This window comes from Dyadobacter soli (assembly GCF_900101885.1).
GTDB lineage: Bacteria > Bacteroidota > Bacteroidia > Cytophagales > Spirosomataceae > Dyadobacter > Dyadobacter soli.
In genome coordinates, this window is sequence record NZ_FNAN01000005.1 from 93,276 (window position 1) to 106,582 (window position 13,307).

The 13,307-nt window shown below is 52.6% G+C and carries 15 protein-coding genes; 8 read left to right on the plus strand and 7 right to left on the minus strand.

The annotated features are described in order from the left end of the window. Nucleotides 1-51: 51 nt before the first annotated feature. Together BLQ88_RS08920 and BLQ88_RS08925 are read right to left on the minus strand one after the other, a co-directional pair. Nucleotides 52-2,244, minus strand: a complete 2,193-nt coding sequence (locus BLQ88_RS08920) for a catalase (RefSeq protein ID WP_090148550.1) — start codon at nucleotides 2,242-2,244, stop codon at nucleotides 52-54. A gap of 17 nt (nucleotides 2,245-2,261) precedes the next feature. Further along, nucleotides 2,262-2,813 (minus strand): YciE/YciF ferroxidase family protein, encoded by a 552-nt coding sequence (locus BLQ88_RS08925; RefSeq protein ID WP_090148552.1) that lies wholly within the window; start codon nucleotides 2,811-2,813, stop codon nucleotides 2,262-2,264. 149 nt (nucleotides 2,814-2,962) lie between these two features. Between BLQ88_RS08925 and BLQ88_RS08930 the strand changes: the two genes are divergently transcribed. The 3 genes from BLQ88_RS08930 to BLQ88_RS08940 all read left to right on the plus strand — a co-directional run bounded on the left by BLQ88_RS08930 (nucleotide 2,963) and on the right by BLQ88_RS08940 (nucleotide 4,822). Continuing rightward, complete coding sequence (locus BLQ88_RS08930) at nucleotides 2,963-3,385, plus strand: hypothetical protein (protein WP_090148553.1); 423 nt, start codon at nucleotides 2,963-2,965, stop codon at nucleotides 3,383-3,385. A gap of 93 nt (nucleotides 3,386-3,478) precedes the next feature. Further along, nucleotides 3,479-4,018, plus strand: a complete 540-nt coding sequence (locus tag BLQ88_RS08935; protein WP_090148555.1) for a DUF4142 domain-containing protein — start codon at nucleotides 3,479-3,481, stop codon at nucleotides 4,016-4,018. Between the two features lie 117 nt (nucleotides 4,019-4,135). Beyond that, nucleotides 4,136-4,822 carry a phosphoribosyltransferase gene (locus BLQ88_RS08940; protein ID WP_090148556.1) on the plus strand — a complete coding sequence of 229 codons (687 nt, stop codon included), beginning with the start codon at nucleotides 4,136-4,138 and terminating at the stop codon, nucleotides 4,820-4,822. Between the two features lie 20 nt (nucleotides 4,823-4,842). Here the strand turns inward: BLQ88_RS08940 and BLQ88_RS08945 are convergent, their stop codons facing one another. From BLQ88_RS08945 to BLQ88_RS08955, 3 genes are read right to left on the minus strand one after another with little or no spacing between them, the layout of a single operon-like run. Then, nucleotides 4,843-5,316, minus strand: coding sequence for a response regulator (locus tag BLQ88_RS08945; RefSeq protein ID WP_090148558.1), 474 nt, complete (start codon nucleotides 5,314-5,316; stop codon nucleotides 4,843-4,845). Nucleotides 5,317-5,374: 58 nt separating this feature from the next. Continuing rightward, entirely contained in the window at nucleotides 5,375-6,076 is a 702-nt protein-coding gene (locus tag BLQ88_RS08950) for a sensor histidine kinase (protein ID WP_090148559.1), read from the minus strand. After that, nucleotides 6,073-6,942: a response regulator gene (locus tag BLQ88_RS08955; RefSeq protein ID WP_090148561.1), complete on the minus strand. Its 870-nt coding sequence runs from the start codon at nucleotides 6,940-6,942 to the stop codon at nucleotides 6,073-6,075. Before BLQ88_RS08955 ends, BLQ88_RS08950 begins: the two co-directional genes overlap by 4 nt. 117 nt (nucleotides 6,943-7,059) lie before the next feature. On the opposite strand from BLQ88_RS08955, the gene BLQ88_RS08960 reads away from it, so the two are divergent. The 3 genes from BLQ88_RS08960 to BLQ88_RS08970 all read left to right on the plus strand — a co-directional run bounded on the left by BLQ88_RS08960 (nucleotide 7,060) and on the right by BLQ88_RS08970 (nucleotide 9,869). Then, nucleotides 7,060-8,031, plus strand: a complete 972-nt coding sequence (locus BLQ88_RS08960) for an MBL fold metallo-hydrolase (protein ID WP_090148562.1) — start codon at nucleotides 7,060-7,062, stop codon at nucleotides 8,029-8,031. A gap of 203 nt (nucleotides 8,032-8,234) precedes the next feature. Then, nucleotides 8,235-8,705 (plus strand): hypothetical protein, encoded by a 471-nt coding sequence (locus BLQ88_RS08965; protein WP_090148963.1) that lies wholly within the window; start codon nucleotides 8,235-8,237, stop codon nucleotides 8,703-8,705. Between the two features lie 126 nt (nucleotides 8,706-8,831). Continuing rightward, nucleotides 8,832-9,869, plus strand: coding sequence for an SDR family NAD(P)-dependent oxidoreductase (locus BLQ88_RS08970; RefSeq protein WP_090148564.1), 1,038 nt, complete (start codon nucleotides 8,832-8,834; stop codon nucleotides 9,867-9,869). A gap of 57 nt (nucleotides 9,870-9,926) precedes the next feature. Here the strand turns inward: BLQ88_RS08970 and BLQ88_RS08975 are convergent, their stop codons facing one another. Then, nucleotides 9,927-10,727, minus strand: a complete 801-nt coding sequence (locus tag BLQ88_RS08975; RefSeq protein WP_090148565.1) for an SDR family NAD(P)-dependent oxidoreductase — start codon at nucleotides 10,725-10,727, stop codon at nucleotides 9,927-9,929. A 75-nt stretch (nucleotides 10,728-10,802) separates the two neighbouring features. Next, entirely contained in the window at nucleotides 10,803-11,240 is a 438-nt protein-coding gene (locus BLQ88_RS08980) for a hypothetical protein (protein ID WP_090148567.1), read from the minus strand. A 410-nt stretch (nucleotides 11,241-11,650) separates the two neighbouring features. On the opposite strand from BLQ88_RS08980, the gene BLQ88_RS08985 reads away from it, so the two are divergent. Together BLQ88_RS08985 and BLQ88_RS08990 are read left to right on the plus strand one after the other, a co-directional pair. Continuing rightward, nucleotides 11,651-12,685, plus strand: a complete 1,035-nt coding sequence (locus tag BLQ88_RS08985) for a Gfo/Idh/MocA family protein (protein WP_090148965.1) — start codon at nucleotides 11,651-11,653, stop codon at nucleotides 12,683-12,685. A 13-nt stretch (nucleotides 12,686-12,698) separates the two neighbouring features. After that, nucleotides 12,699-13,307 carry a hypothetical protein gene (locus tag BLQ88_RS08990; RefSeq protein WP_090148568.1) on the plus strand — a complete coding sequence of 203 codons (609 nt, stop codon included), beginning with the start codon at nucleotides 12,699-12,701 and terminating at the stop codon, nucleotides 13,305-13,307.

A 13,307-nucleotide genomic window follows, 5' to 3' on the forward strand; every position in this document is an offset into this window, starting at 1 on the left:
CGTCGACTTAAGTCGACGGCAGGGGATTGCTGTTCTGTGGGGTGATTTTTATCAGGCTGGGATTTTTCTGGGCTTTTCTCTTTCCCAGAACCTGTGCTGGGCAATGGCGGTGATGAACTGCTTAACCAATTTTGCCGGATCGTCGCTGATGACGATGCCATCCAGTAGCACGGATTCATCCGTAAATTCTGCCGGGATTTTTCGGGCAAAATAGGTCGCTTCGATCACTTGTATCGCTCCCGCATCTGCTGCAATGGCTTTGCAATGCTTGAATGCTTCATTCAGGAAATGAACGGCGTCGGCCTCTGCTTCCACGGTGGCTACGCTATTGGTGCCGCCCGGTACGTACACGGCGTCGTATAGCACCGATGCGGCCGTGAGGAAGCTGTGATGTACGGGAATTTCCTCGTCGGTGGTAGATAGGATAAAGTTCAGCCTCGGTGCGATCACTTCCACAGTGGCCCCTTCCGCTTCCAATGCAGCTTTAACGGCATTCAAAGAATTGCTATCGACACCATCTGCCGCCAGAAATGCGATTTTTCGTGTTTTAATACTGTCTTTCGGGCTGTTGGCCATACTCAATGCAGGCGAAGCGGTAAGGGAGCCTTCTACCATGATGGGGTCATAATCCGCCGGGTCGGCGTCCGCTGGAATGCTGCGGTTGACGGGCAGCTCGGGGTCCTCGGGAACAGAAAGTCGTAGGGCAAATGCCACTTCCGCCGCCAGACCTTTATCGACCAACGAAAGAATGCCCAGCATGCGCTGGCGTACCTCATTAGACTGCACTTTGCCCAGCTCGAAGCTGAATGCATCAATCATATGGTTCTTTTCCGGATCGGACTGGCTATTCAAAAACAGCCTTGCCTGGCTGAAATGATCCAGGAAGCTTTTGCTTCTCGCACGCACTTTCCGCGCATCGATCCGCTCGGGGTAGGAGGCAAATCCGCCCTCCGAAACTTTCGCCTGCAAAGGGTAATTGTCGCCCAGCGAGTTAGGGCCATAGCTGACCTTGCCACGATTGATCGTCTGGCGCATGTAGCCGTCGCGCTGGTTGTTGTGCACGGGTACAACGGGCCTGTTAATGGGTATTTCCTGGAAATTGGGGCCGCCAAGGCGGATCAGCTGGGTGTCGGTGTAGGAAAATAGCCTGCCCTGAAGCAGCGGGTCGTTGGTAAAATCGATGCCCGGCACGACGTGGCCGATATGGAATGCGGATTGCTCTGTTTCGGCAAAGAAATTCTCCGGGTTGCGGTTCAGTGTCATCTTCCCGACGCGGATAACCGGTACCAGCTCCTCGGGGATGATTTTCGTCGGATCGAGCAGGTCGAATTCAAATTTGAACTCATCCTCCTCGGGTACGATCTGTAATCCCAGTTCCCATTCCGGGAAATTGCCGCTTTCGATGGCATCCCAAAGATCGCGGCGGTGGAAATCGGGATCTTTGCCGGAGATGTTCTGCGCCTCGTCCCACGCAACGGAATGCACGCCCAGCAGCGGTTTCCAGTGAAATTTGACAAAATGGCTTACACCCTCCGCATTCACCAGCCTGAATGTGTGCACGCCAAAACCCTCCATCATTCGGTAGCTCCGCGGAATAGCCCGGTCGCTCATCAGCCACATAATCATATGCGCAGATTCCGGCATCACCGAAATAAAATCCCAAAAGGTATCGTGCGCAGAGGCAGCCTGCGGCATCTCATTATCCGGCTCCGGCTTCACGGCATGCACGAGATCGGGGAACTTGATGGCGTCCTGGATGAAGAACACCGGCATATTGTTCCCGACGAGGTCGAAATTGCCTTCCTGCGTGTAAAATTTGACGGCAAACCCCCGCACGTCGCGGGCGAGGTCGGTTGAGCCCCTCGACCCCGCAACGGTCGAAAACCGGACGAAAACTGGTGTTTCGATGGAGGAATCGTTCAGAAATTGTGCTTTGGTGTACTGCGCAAGCGGTTCATAAAGCTTGAATACCCCGTGTGCACCCGAGCCGCGTGCGTGTACCACGCGCTCGGGTATGCGCTCGTGGTCGAAATGGGTGATTTTCTCGCGGAGAATGAAATCTTCCAGGAGGGAAGCCCCCCGGTCGCCTGCTTTAAGCGAATTCTGGTCGTCGTTGACGCGGACGCCCGTGTTGGTATTCATCAGTTCGCCTGTGGAATCCTCCATATGCTGGGCAAGGCTTCTGATCTTGTCGTTTTCCGGCTGATCGACTGCCGGATTTTGTTGCGCTTTTCTTTTCGCCATAGTTGTTGATGGTTAAATCAAGCTTCCTGTGAAGCCTGGTATATAATGTCATTTTCCGCGATCGAGGCTAGCAGTTCATCGCTTGCCTGCTCTTCGGCCAATGTTTCGTTGAGAATATCGGCTACTTGTTCCAGTCCGAGGGTAGTAGCGAGTTGTATCAGGCCCAGGTAGGAAGCAATCTCATAATGCTCGACTTTTTGGGAAGAAAGGATAATACCCACATCCCGCGTGGCAGTACCGGCGTCGGTGCTCTCGATCACCCCTTCGCCTTCTTTGGTAATGCCCTCCATGGCGTCGCATTTCTTGGCAATAGCTTTTTGTTCCAGAAGACCAAAGATCTGTTCGAGGCGCGAAACCTGTTCTACGGTTTGGGCAAGGTGTTGTTCGATAGCCGTCACCAGTTGTTTCGAACTGGCTGCCTGGCTCATTTTGGGTAATGTCTTCACCAGGTGGTTTTCGGCCCAGTAAATGTCCCGGAGGCAATCCAGAAACAGTTCATAAAGGGCCGGTTCGGCGGTAGTCGAGGTTTTTGTCTTGAATTTAGGTTCTGAGTTTGTTTCCTTTTTCATAGTTGCATGGTTTAAAAACGGATGGCTTTCAGCAAAACATGTTCCAGCCTGTTTCGGCCTGGTATGCAAGTTGCTTGCGCACAGATTTTAGGCGAAGGCAATGTTGCCCGGCCCCGTTCAACCACCACAATATTGTAATGACAGACACGATGAAAACCTTGGTCTTTTCAACGAAAGTTGTACTGGACGGCGTCCCCGCAGGTTTTTCCGGGCGCTTCAAAATGCTTCACCTCGAATCCGGCCAGCTATATGTTTACCGGGTCCATATTACCAAGCAGAAATACACGGGTACGCATGTCCCCGGAATGGGAAGTGCCGAAGAAGACCATGCATGGTGGCAACGGATGTTCCATGCGCTGGTTTCATTTGTAGAGCGCTACAACCGTGAGTATGGCTACCTGCCTTCGGACAAGAACATCTACCAGGACAGCCGCTTCTACACGGGTGAAAGGATGTTTGGCAACAAAATAAGTTTTACGGTCGACGAGGCAAAACAGCGCGATCTGGCCGACCGGGAGGTGATCCTGCGGGACTTCGCTGATCAGGCATCGGCCGCAGAGGGAGTAGAGTGATGCCGCGTTCCTGCTGGCACGGTTTTGTACCAGCAGGCGGCTTGTTTTAAGCATTCGTCTTAGTCTTTAAGCATCCATTTTAATCTCATTGATATGAAAGCTCTTTTCCTGTTGACCATTTGCACTGCACTATCAGCGCTGCTGGCATTTTCCAATCGTTTTGCCCACGAAAAACAATTTATTACCAAATCTCCCGACCAGCAATTTGTAATGGAAGCCGCGGAAGGCGGAATGCTTGAGGTAAAACTGGGCGAACTGGCCTCACAGAAAGGTGTTTCCAACGAAGTGAAATCCTTTGGAAAAACAATGGTAGCCGATCATACAAAAGTGAACGATGAGTTGAAGGCTTTGGCACAAAAAAAGCAGATCACTATTCCGACGGCGATCGGGGCCAAAAAACAGCAGAAGTACGACAGCCTCGCGGCGCTGAACGGCGAACAGTTTGATATGCTTTACATGAATATGATGATTGCATCGCACGAGCAAACCATCGGACTGTTCCAGACAGAATCTAATAAAGGCGAGGACGCAGAATTGAAAAAATGGGCCGATTCGAAGGTTCCTGCATTGAAGCATCACCTCGAAATGGCGAAGAAGCTTTTTAAAGCCTCGCCCGGCGCGGCAAAACACTGACGGCATGATGCGTCGACAATAATCAAATGCGGGAAGTGGTGTGCATTTCCTGCTCAATACAATGTTGCACAGTGCCGTGAAAAGCACTGTGGATTTTTTTGTACAGACCTCAAACACATGAACCGAAGCAACGATATCGTTTTCGCCGACCGGAAAGATGCGGGAGAGCAGCTGGGTCGTTTCCTGACAAAACGTTACAAACACGCCGATCCGCTCGTGATGGGCATTGCCAGGGGTGGGGTGGAGGTGGCGTATCACGTCGCCAAATGCCTTGAAACCGACCTGACGATGGTTATTTCCAGAAAGCTGCCAGTGCCCGGCTACCCGGAAGTAGGCTTCGGCGCCATTGCAGAAGACCTGTCGGTGTACGTGGCTCCGCGGTACAAGCGGTCGCTCGAACCGGAGACCATCGGCGGCATTATCGACGAACAAACCGACGAGGTGAACCGCCGGATCACAATGTACAAACAGGAGAAACCATTGCCGGATATGCACGGCCGGACGGTAATTATCGTCGACGACGGCATTGCTACCGGTGTAACGCTCGTGCCCGTCCTGCGCCTGTGCCGCAAGAGGGGCGCTGCGCGGGTGATCGTGGCCGTGCCCGTGGCCGGGAACAACTACGATGCCCATCTGAACGATGCCGACGCCCTCGAAATACTGGTAATGCCCGAATGGTTTTACGCGGTTGGGCAGGTATACGCTTCCTTCCGCGATCTCACCGACGACGAACTGCACGCCATTGTCCGCAAGGGATCTTACTTGCAGTCGGGATGGGAGCATGTGCGCAGTTTACACAACTAATGCCTTCAATCGACAACCCGCTATTTCGCGATGATCGGGTCGGGAATATCCGCCGAGGCCAGACGGTTGTAGTCGATCCAGTAGCGGCACAGGGTTTCGAGCAAGGTATGCAGCTCTTCAAACTCCGTCGGTTTTACAAAAAATGAGTTGGCACCAGCCTGATAGCAACGGTTAATATCCTCCTGCCGGGAAGTACCGCTAAGGATTACGATGGGAATATTTTTCCATTCGGTTTCCGTGTTTCCGGGCGTCTGGCGTACGAGTTTCAGGAGTTCCAGGCCACTGATTGCGTTTAGCTGCAAGTCAAGGATGATCAGGCCGGGCCGTCGTCCTTTGAACTGCTCGGCCGATTGCAGGACCATATATTGGTAAAGCTCCTGCGCGCCCTGGAAAAACCTGACGTGGTACTCGGGCAGGAACTTGGTGAAAATGCCTCTTACAAGCTGTCGGAAGTCGCTTGAATCTTCAACAAGGTAAATTTCTCTTTTGCTCATGGATTTATCCCTTCAAAAAGTGTGGTGTATGTCAATCGCAAAATGCATTCCAGCACATTTAGTGTGGAAATTGAAGCGAAAACCGTTGACGCCCGTCGCCATCGGATTCTACCTGGTAAATCTCTCCGTCCAGCATCAGCGCCAGCCGCCGCACCATGAGTAGGCTGATATGCTGTCCCTTTTCGTGGCTGTGCAATTCGGTCTCAGCCCTGAACAGCCAATCCGGTAAAGGTTCGCCGTGATAAGCTACGTTCAGTACCCAACGGCTTGAATATCTTTCCCAGCCTATTGTGATTTCCCTAACGCGCATGACGCAAGTGAGATGAAGAGTGAGGTTTTTGATTATCCGGCGGACTTTTTCCTCATCACTATCAACCGCCCCCTCGCTGTCTCCCGTAAGAATCACCGCGGCTTTGCGCCGTTGGAGCATGGGTAATGCTTTTTTTCGGACATATTCCATAGCGCTTACCGGCCGGAAAGGTGCCGGCTCGACGCGCATCTGGCCGTTTTCAATAGCACAATAGTCTTCTAGGTCCGCGAACAGTTGCGTCGCATATTCGGTATTGTTATGCAGGCGGTTGAACATATCCTCGCGCTCAGCTTCTCCGGATGTAAGCGGCAGCAGCGAATGCAGGCCCGAAATGACACCGAATGTACTTCGCAGTTCGTGGCTAACCGACTGGATCAGCGAAAGATGGTTGCTTTGTGCAGTTAGCAGGCTCTCGATGGTGTCCGAAGCTGCCGGGGGCATGTCGTTCATCGCGGATCGGGAGTAGATACAGTATTCCACCAGAAATTGCGCAGATTCTTGAAGTCGTTCTTCCACAGCGAAGCATTCTTGCCCTTGGTCATATACGCATTCGCGTTGCGCTGGTAGCTGGCGTGCATATCCTCGGGTTTGTCGGAGTATGAAAATACGATGACAGGTATCGAGCGACAATCTTTGTTGATCAGAAGCTGATGAATATTGGCGAGTAAATCCAGGCCGTCCTGCCTGCCGGGCAGGTACAAATCCATGAGGATCAGATGCGGTGCGGGAACAATGCTATCCCAAACAGCCCTTAACTGCTCGTCAACAGCCGCCGCAGTAGCAAATTCAACAACCTGTACACCGGGCATACTGTCCTGCAAGGCATTCCGGATAAAAAACATATGGTCTTCATTATCCTCGATGACGATTACGCTACCCTTTGTCCAGTCAGGTTGAACAGGAGTTTCATCGGTATCATGGCTGGCATTCATAAAACAGGCGTCGACAGCCTTGGCTAGCTTCACAAAATCGGCTTCGTGGACCGGTTTTTCCAGAAATGCATTTACCCCGCGCTCATATGCTTCGCGCACGAGCGAGCGGTTCGAGGTAGTCGACAGCATTACCACGGGAATATGGCGGGAAGCGTCGTTCATTTTAAGGATACCGAGCGTTTCCAGCCCGCTGAGCCGCGGCATGTTCATGTCCATGATGATCACGGAAGGATCATCCGATATGCCCTGGTTGTTGATTAATTTAATCAGATCGTCTCCCGAATCGAGCTCGATAATGCGTACGGGACTGATGACTTGCTCCACGGCCGCACGGATCAGCATACGGTCGTCTTCGTCGTCATCGGCAAGGTAAATCGTCTTCATTCGGTACGTTAAAACGGCTAATAGATTTATTAACACGACAAAATAAACAAATCGTGCCAGCAGCCGCTGATGGCATAATTTTTACCACCAGCAAATCAAAATCAAAACGAACGAGGGATGAAAACGGAAAATAACGAATCGGGTTCTTTCTTCCGGGTAGCGGAAGGAGTTTGGGGAATAAAGGATGTGATGGTCAATATTTACCTCATCGCCAATCCGGATAAATCGTGGGTATTGGTCGATGCCGGACTGAAAAGCGCATTCGGGAAGATCAAAACTGCGGCGGCCGAGCTGTTTGGCGAAGGTATCCCGCCCGCTGCGGTAATCCTTACCCACGGGCATTTCGATCATGTCGGCTCGCTGGAAGCGATTATCCGCGAATGGCAGGTGCCGGTATATGCGCATTTCCTCGAAACGCCTTATCTGACTGGGAAATCAAAATACCCGCCGGCCGATCCGAATGCAGGAGGTGGACTGCTGTCGGTGGTTTCAGGCTTGTATCCCAATGAGCCGATAGACCTGATCGACGCCGTCAAATCACTTCCGCTGGACGGACACATTCCTTTTTTGCCCGAATGGAAATACATCCACACCCCGGGCCACGCGCCAGGGCACATCAGCCTCTGGCATGACGAGGACCGTGTGCTGATCGCCGGCGATGCATTCGTCACCACGAAGCAGGAATCGGTTTTCAGCGTGCTTACCCAGCGAAAAGTGATTTCAGGCCCACCGCGGTACTTCACATACGACTGGTACCAGGCCGATAAATCCGTGAATGCGCTTGCCGACCTTTCACCTGAAATCGTGGCAACGGGCCATGGCAAACCTATGGCAGGCCGGGAAATGCGGCAACAATTAATGGATCTCGCTCTCAACTTCTCCGATCGTGCGGTGCCGCGATACGGCCGTTACGTGGCCGAGCCAGCGGTGACCAACCGCGACGGCGTGGTGTCGTTGCCGAAAGAGCCGGTAACACCCAAGGCAGTTTGGGCCCTGGTGAGCAGCGTGGCCGTGATCGCGTTGGGATGTGTGTATTTTTCGCGGCAGCGGTCGCGGAAAGATCTGTTGTCGCTCCCCAGTTTTTCCTAGGTAATTCTACAACAAACAAGCAGTTGCATTTTACTAAACGGTTGGTTATGAGCCTGCATTCGTAAAGCGTTGCATATGTAACTCTTGTCGACGTGGAATTTCGTCGAATAGGCCATTTTCTGGAACGGTTTTTACCTTAAAAGGCACATTCTAACGATGTTGAATAAGAACGGGCAGTACGAAATGCTGCAAAAATGACGACTATGAGTGATGCAAGGAATATGGTGAAATGCATGGCCAGGATCTGGCGGATGTACAAGAGGCAGGAATCGCTTTTCAAGTCCGCGATGGGGCTCGATATGTCCAGCAAGCTGCGGCGCATTTGCAGTAATGGATACATGATGTCGCTGTTGTTTAAGAAGGATGTAGGGAGCATGTACGAATCGGTCAAAAGTGTGCTTGATGACGGGGAGCTATCGAGCATTACCCGGAGTGTAGATGAATTCGATGATCAGTTGATGGACCATTACGCGCTCCTGTCGCAGATCACCACGCACCAGCAGGTAATGCTGCAAGAGTATCAGGCGCTTTTGCCCCATCTAGACCATGACAGCGATGCTGCACGGGCTTGCAGCGAGCATATCGACAAGCTTTCGTTCCTGGAAAGCTCGCTCGCGAAGGAAGTAAGCATCCTGCCCGGTGAGCGGAAAGAGGATTTTTCCTTTGTTGCCTGACACTTCAACACTTACTCTGAATCTGTATGGATAGACTTTGCAATAATTGAAATCCGTATTACAGCATCAATCACAGCCGGTGAATTAGCGAACGCCTGATTCACCGGCTATTTGTTTAACAATATCATGAAAAATTCACCTGGTTTTTGGCAAAATAACAAATGGCAGACGTGCGGCATCACACTCGCTGGCCTGGGCGTACTTGCTGTCGCACGCGCTGTGTACCGGCGCGTGACGAGCATTGATTTTCACGACAAAGTGGTGCTGATCACCGGCGGGTCGCGGGGATTGGGACTGGAAATGGCTCGGATCGTTGCTGGTAAGGGCGCGAAGTTAGTGCTTTGCGCACGGTCAGAACAACACTTAGAGAATGCTGCGGAGGAGCTGCGCGGCACCGGGGCCGAAGTATTGACGGTGTCAGCGGATTTATCGCTTCCTGAGTCAGCCCCGCAGGTAGTACAGAAAGTGATCGACCGGTTTGGCCGCATCGACGTGCTGATCAACAATGCAGGCGTAATGCTGGTAGGGCCGGATAATCTCATGGAAATAGACGATTACCGGGAATTAATGGATGCCAATTTTTGGTCGGCATTGTACATGATTAAAGCAGCATTGCCGCATTTTCGCGGGCAGGGAAGCGGGCACATTGCTAATATTTCATCCATCGGTGGCAAAATCGCCGTGCCGCATATGCTGCCTTACAGCGCCAGTAAATTCGCGCTGACGGGCATGTCCGAAGGGCTGGCGGCCGAATTGAAGAAGGAAAATATCCACGTCACCACTGTCGTACCCAGTCTGATGCGCACCGGAAGTCCCCGGAACATTTCACTCAAAGGGGATCATGAGGGGGAATATGCCTGGTTCAAACTCGCCGATTCCCTCCCGCTGCTATCCCAGGATGCGCGAAAAGCCGCTTCACAGATTGTAGACGGCATTGCTGCCGGAGATACCGAGGTGGTACTCACGCCCATCGCCCGCAGCGCTTCCATACTGAACGGCATAGCACCAGGCGCATTGACGACCATCATGCAATGGACTGACCGTTTTCTTCCCCAAAGCGAAAATGCCTCCGTAAAAAAGGGATTTGAGAGCGAATCCGAGACCACAACCGGCATTATCGGCTCTCGTACCGACCAGGCCGCAGCACGTAACAACGAGTTGTAAAAAAAGAAACCGGGAGCAAATGCCCCGGTTTCAGCAACATATCTGACTTAGCTTTGGTTAAGAATTTTCGTGTACCGGCTTCTGCTGCTCGTTCATTTGATGTGCAACCGTGCTGTCGGGCATGACGGCGCTCATTGCCACCTGCACTTTGTTTTTCAAGCCTGACACCACCTTGTCTTTGCCGGACATCAATGCTTCGTATCCGTCGCGGGCGACATCGGCAGGGTCGGCCATGGCGTCTTCGTCCTGCACCGCCTTGCTCGCTTGCATATCGGCCTTGTTGAAGAAATCAGTGTCGGTAACGCCTGGCATCAATGCGGTGATCGTCACGCCGGTGTCTTTCGTTTCCTCACGGACGGCTTCGCTGAATGAGAGCACAAATGCCTTGGTACCATGATATACCGCCTGCCAGGGCCCGGGCATCTTGCTGGCTATCGATGCCAGGTTGAGAATACGGCCGGAGCCCCGGTTCACCATGTCGGTAAGGAAGCATTTGGTAAGTACCACCAGCGAGGCGATGTTGAGGTCGATGATCCGCAGCTCGCGGTCGATGTCGATCTGGTCGAACTGCCCGTACACACCCTGGCCGGCATTGTTAACCAATATTTCTACTTCAATACCTTTTTGTTTAATATCCGCATAGAGCCCGAATGCCTGTTCGCGGTCGAAAAGGTCTTTTGCGATGGGCCATACTTCCACACCTTCGGAGCGGAGCAATGCGCTGGTTTCGTCCAGTTCGGCGATATCCCTTGTCGTAATGATGAGATTGAAACCGTCTTTGGCGAACAGTTTGGCCAGTTCGAGGCCGATGCCGCTCGTCGCCCCGGTGATGAGGGCATATTTTCCTTTATTTTCCATAATCGTGACTTTTAATTAAAAAGAGCTGTGCTCAGGTAAAAAGCGTGCCTGCGCTGCTGCGCATTGGAGGCGCCGTTACCGAAGGCTCTTGATCGCCAGTGCCGCAGCCAGGCCGCCGAGCACATACCAGGTTACGGTGAGCACTTTCGTTTCGTCGGTCCTGGCAACGGTGCTTTCATTCAGGCCGAGTGGCTTTGCCAACCCAATGGCGCCGAGGCCGGCCATAAGGCCATATCCCGCGCCCCGGAGCAGGATGGTATCGTTGTCGCCCTTGCCGATCATGGCGTAGTAGCCTGCATTGCTGGCCAGATCGGCCACGAATGTAGAAGCGGTGAGTGCTTCGCCGGTTGGGGCTTCCACGCCCAGGGCTTCGGCGGTTTTGGTAACGGCCTCTTCGCCGAGCAGGTCTACGCGCGGCGCTTTGTGAGAAATGCGTTTGGCCACCTCGTGGACCAGGTTGAGAACAACGGCCCCCGTAATTCCGCCCAGAATATTTCTGATCTCTGGTTTCATAGCATGTTTATGGTTTGGATGAAGAATTAAATGAAGCGGCCCAGCACTTCTGCGGCCAACTTTTAAGGTCCTTTAACCGGAAAAAACCGAACCAGCCCCATTTGCAGCCCTTAGTTGAGATTTTTCTACAAAAGGACTGTGGCTGACGACGGTTTGTGGTTCGCGTACGTGTGGCATGTTTATTTTTCGTGAGGGTGCCGCTGTTGAGCTGTTGTTACGTCCCTACGGAACTCCGTTGTTCGGTGCCTGCCTGGCTAGCTACCAATGTTACGGCCTGACGGCACTTTGCGAGACATCTCAGTCGCGTAGCGATGCAACATGGGTAGCCAACGGGTAATAGGCATTCATCCGGAATGCCGGAGGCATGTAACAGTAAAACAATAGCAAAAACATCATCAAACAGAAACCAGATGGAAGCAAAGACAAAACTGGGTGTAGCATTGGTAGGACTGGGCGAATATGCGACAGGCGAATTGATCCCCGCCTTGAAACTCACTCAAAACTGCCATCTGGCAGGGCTGGTAAGCGGGGAGGAGGAGAAGCTGCGAAAATGGCAGCAGGAATGTGGGTTAAAGGACGATAGCCTTTACACCTACGACGATTTCGACCGCATTGCCGACAATCCCGACATCGATATTGTATACGTGGTACTTCCCAATGCCATGCACGAAGAATATTGCATTCGCGCCGCAAGAGCCGGGAAGCATATCATATCTGAAAAGCCGCTTGCTACGAGTGTGGAAGAATGTTACCGTATCCGCGATGCGGTAGCAGAAGCCAATGTGCGGTTTTCGATGGGTTATCGTCTGCATTTCGATCCGTTCAACCAGGAAATGATGCGGCTCGGCCAGAAAGAGGTATTCGGGCCGGTCCAGAAAATGGAGCTGCTCGACAGCATGGATATTGGCAACAATACGCCCTGGCGCGTCGACGAGGAACGTTCCGGCAGCGGACCGCTCGTGAACAACGGCATCTACTGCATTCAGGCGGCTATCTACATTACGGGCAAGCTGCCCATTGCTGTGGAGGCACGCTTCGCGCCGGTAACAAAGCCCGAGCTCTTCAAGGAAGTGGAAGAAGGGGTGATCTGGACGATGTTTTTTGAAGGCGGCACTACTGCGCATTGTGAGACGAGTTATTCCAAAAACCAGAACTTCATGCGTGCAGAAGGCACCGAAGGCTGGTTTGAACTAAACCCCGCTTATGAATATGGCGGACTCGCAGGCCGCACTTCCAGCGGTGCGATGGACATCGAGCCGGTGAACCAGCAGGCCCGGCAAATGGACGACTTCGCGCGATGCATTATGGAAAACAGTGAAACGTGCGTCCCGCTCGAAATGGGCATCCGGGATATGCGGATCATCGAAGCGGTATATGAATCGGCGCGCTTGGGCCAGCGTGTAGCATTGGATTTGGAAGAATTTGCCGCACTTCCCGAATTTTAAAATATTACAAAAAATGGAAGAGAAAAACTACACGGGCACCGTGCCCGGCCAGCATCGCGGAGATTCCGTAACGGCAGAAGGCAACCGGTCTTTTGAAGATATTACCGCTGCAAAAGCATTCTTTTTGCAGGCCGAGGCAAAGGTGCTCGATGTGAACCGGTGGCACGACCAGGCGGGAGAGGCACTTGCCCACTTTATGTTGACCGACACAGATGGCAATCCAGTCGGTGGCACCGCCCGGCAGGGATTATTGATCAAAATCGACATTCCAGGTCCCGGTTCGGAATCGGGTGAGGGATATGACTGGGTGGAAATTGAGGAAATCAAGAAGACCGATTCCGCGGGCGTGCAGAGTACGGCGTTGCGTGTCAGGCCTATTGCAGCACCCGGTTCGGAGGCCGACGAGCCGACCCACTTTTACGACGAGCAGTCGACCAGCACATTCACGATAACGCGTGAAAATACCACGGTTACAGTGGCTGTTTACGACCGCAATATCAATCCCAACACCGAGGCCGATTCGCTGATCGACAAGGTCAGAAATGCGATCACCGGGCTGTTTGGGGAGAAAGTGTTTTCCAAAATACAATGGCAATCGCTGGTGGACGGTATTTTGAAATGA

Coding starts and splice junctions, on each gene's coding strand:
- BLQ88_RS08920 (WP_090148550.1), bottom strand. CDS start 2,244: ATGGCGAAAAGAAAAGCGCAACAAAATCCGGCAGTCGATCAGCCGGAA.
- BLQ88_RS08925 (WP_090148552.1), bottom strand. CDS start 2,813: ATGAAAAAGGAAACAAACTCAGAACCTAAATTCAAGACAAAAACCTCG.
- BLQ88_RS08930 (WP_090148553.1), top strand. CDS start 2,963: ATGAAAACCTTGGTCTTTTCAACGAAAGTTGTACTGGACGGCGTCCCC.
- BLQ88_RS08935 (WP_090148555.1), top strand. CDS start 3,479: ATGAAAGCTCTTTTCCTGTTGACCATTTGCACTGCACTATCAGCGCTG.
- BLQ88_RS08940 (WP_090148556.1), top strand. CDS start 4,136: ATGAACCGAAGCAACGATATCGTTTTCGCCGACCGGAAAGATGCGGGA.
- BLQ88_RS08945 (WP_090148558.1), bottom strand. CDS start 5,316: ATGAGCAAAAGAGAAATTTACCTTGTTGAAGATTCAAGCGACTTCCGA.
- BLQ88_RS08950 (WP_090148559.1), bottom strand. CDS start 6,076: ATGAACGACATGCCCCCGGCAGCTTCGGACACCATCGAGAGCCTGCTA.
- BLQ88_RS08955 (WP_090148561.1), bottom strand. CDS start 6,942: ATGAAGACGATTTACCTTGCCGATGACGACGAAGACGACCGTATGCTG.
- BLQ88_RS08960 (WP_090148562.1), top strand. CDS start 7,060: ATGAAAACGGAAAATAACGAATCGGGTTCTTTCTTCCGGGTAGCGGAA.
- BLQ88_RS08965 (WP_090148963.1), top strand. CDS start 8,235: ATGAGTGATGCAAGGAATATGGTGAAATGCATGGCCAGGATCTGGCGG.
- BLQ88_RS08970 (WP_090148564.1), top strand. CDS start 8,832: ATGAAAAATTCACCTGGTTTTTGGCAAAATAACAAATGGCAGACGTGC.
- BLQ88_RS08975 (WP_090148565.1), bottom strand. CDS start 10,727: ATGGAAAATAAAGGAAAATATGCCCTCATCACCGGGGCGACGAGCGGC.
- BLQ88_RS08980 (WP_090148567.1), bottom strand. CDS start 11,240: ATGAAACCAGAGATCAGAAATATTCTGGGCGGAATTACGGGGGCCGTT.
- BLQ88_RS08985 (WP_090148965.1), top strand. CDS start 11,651: ATGGAAGCAAAGACAAAACTGGGTGTAGCATTGGTAGGACTGGGCGAA.
- BLQ88_RS08990 (WP_090148568.1), top strand. CDS start 12,699: ATGGAAGAGAAAAACTACACGGGCACCGTGCCCGGCCAGCATCGCGGA.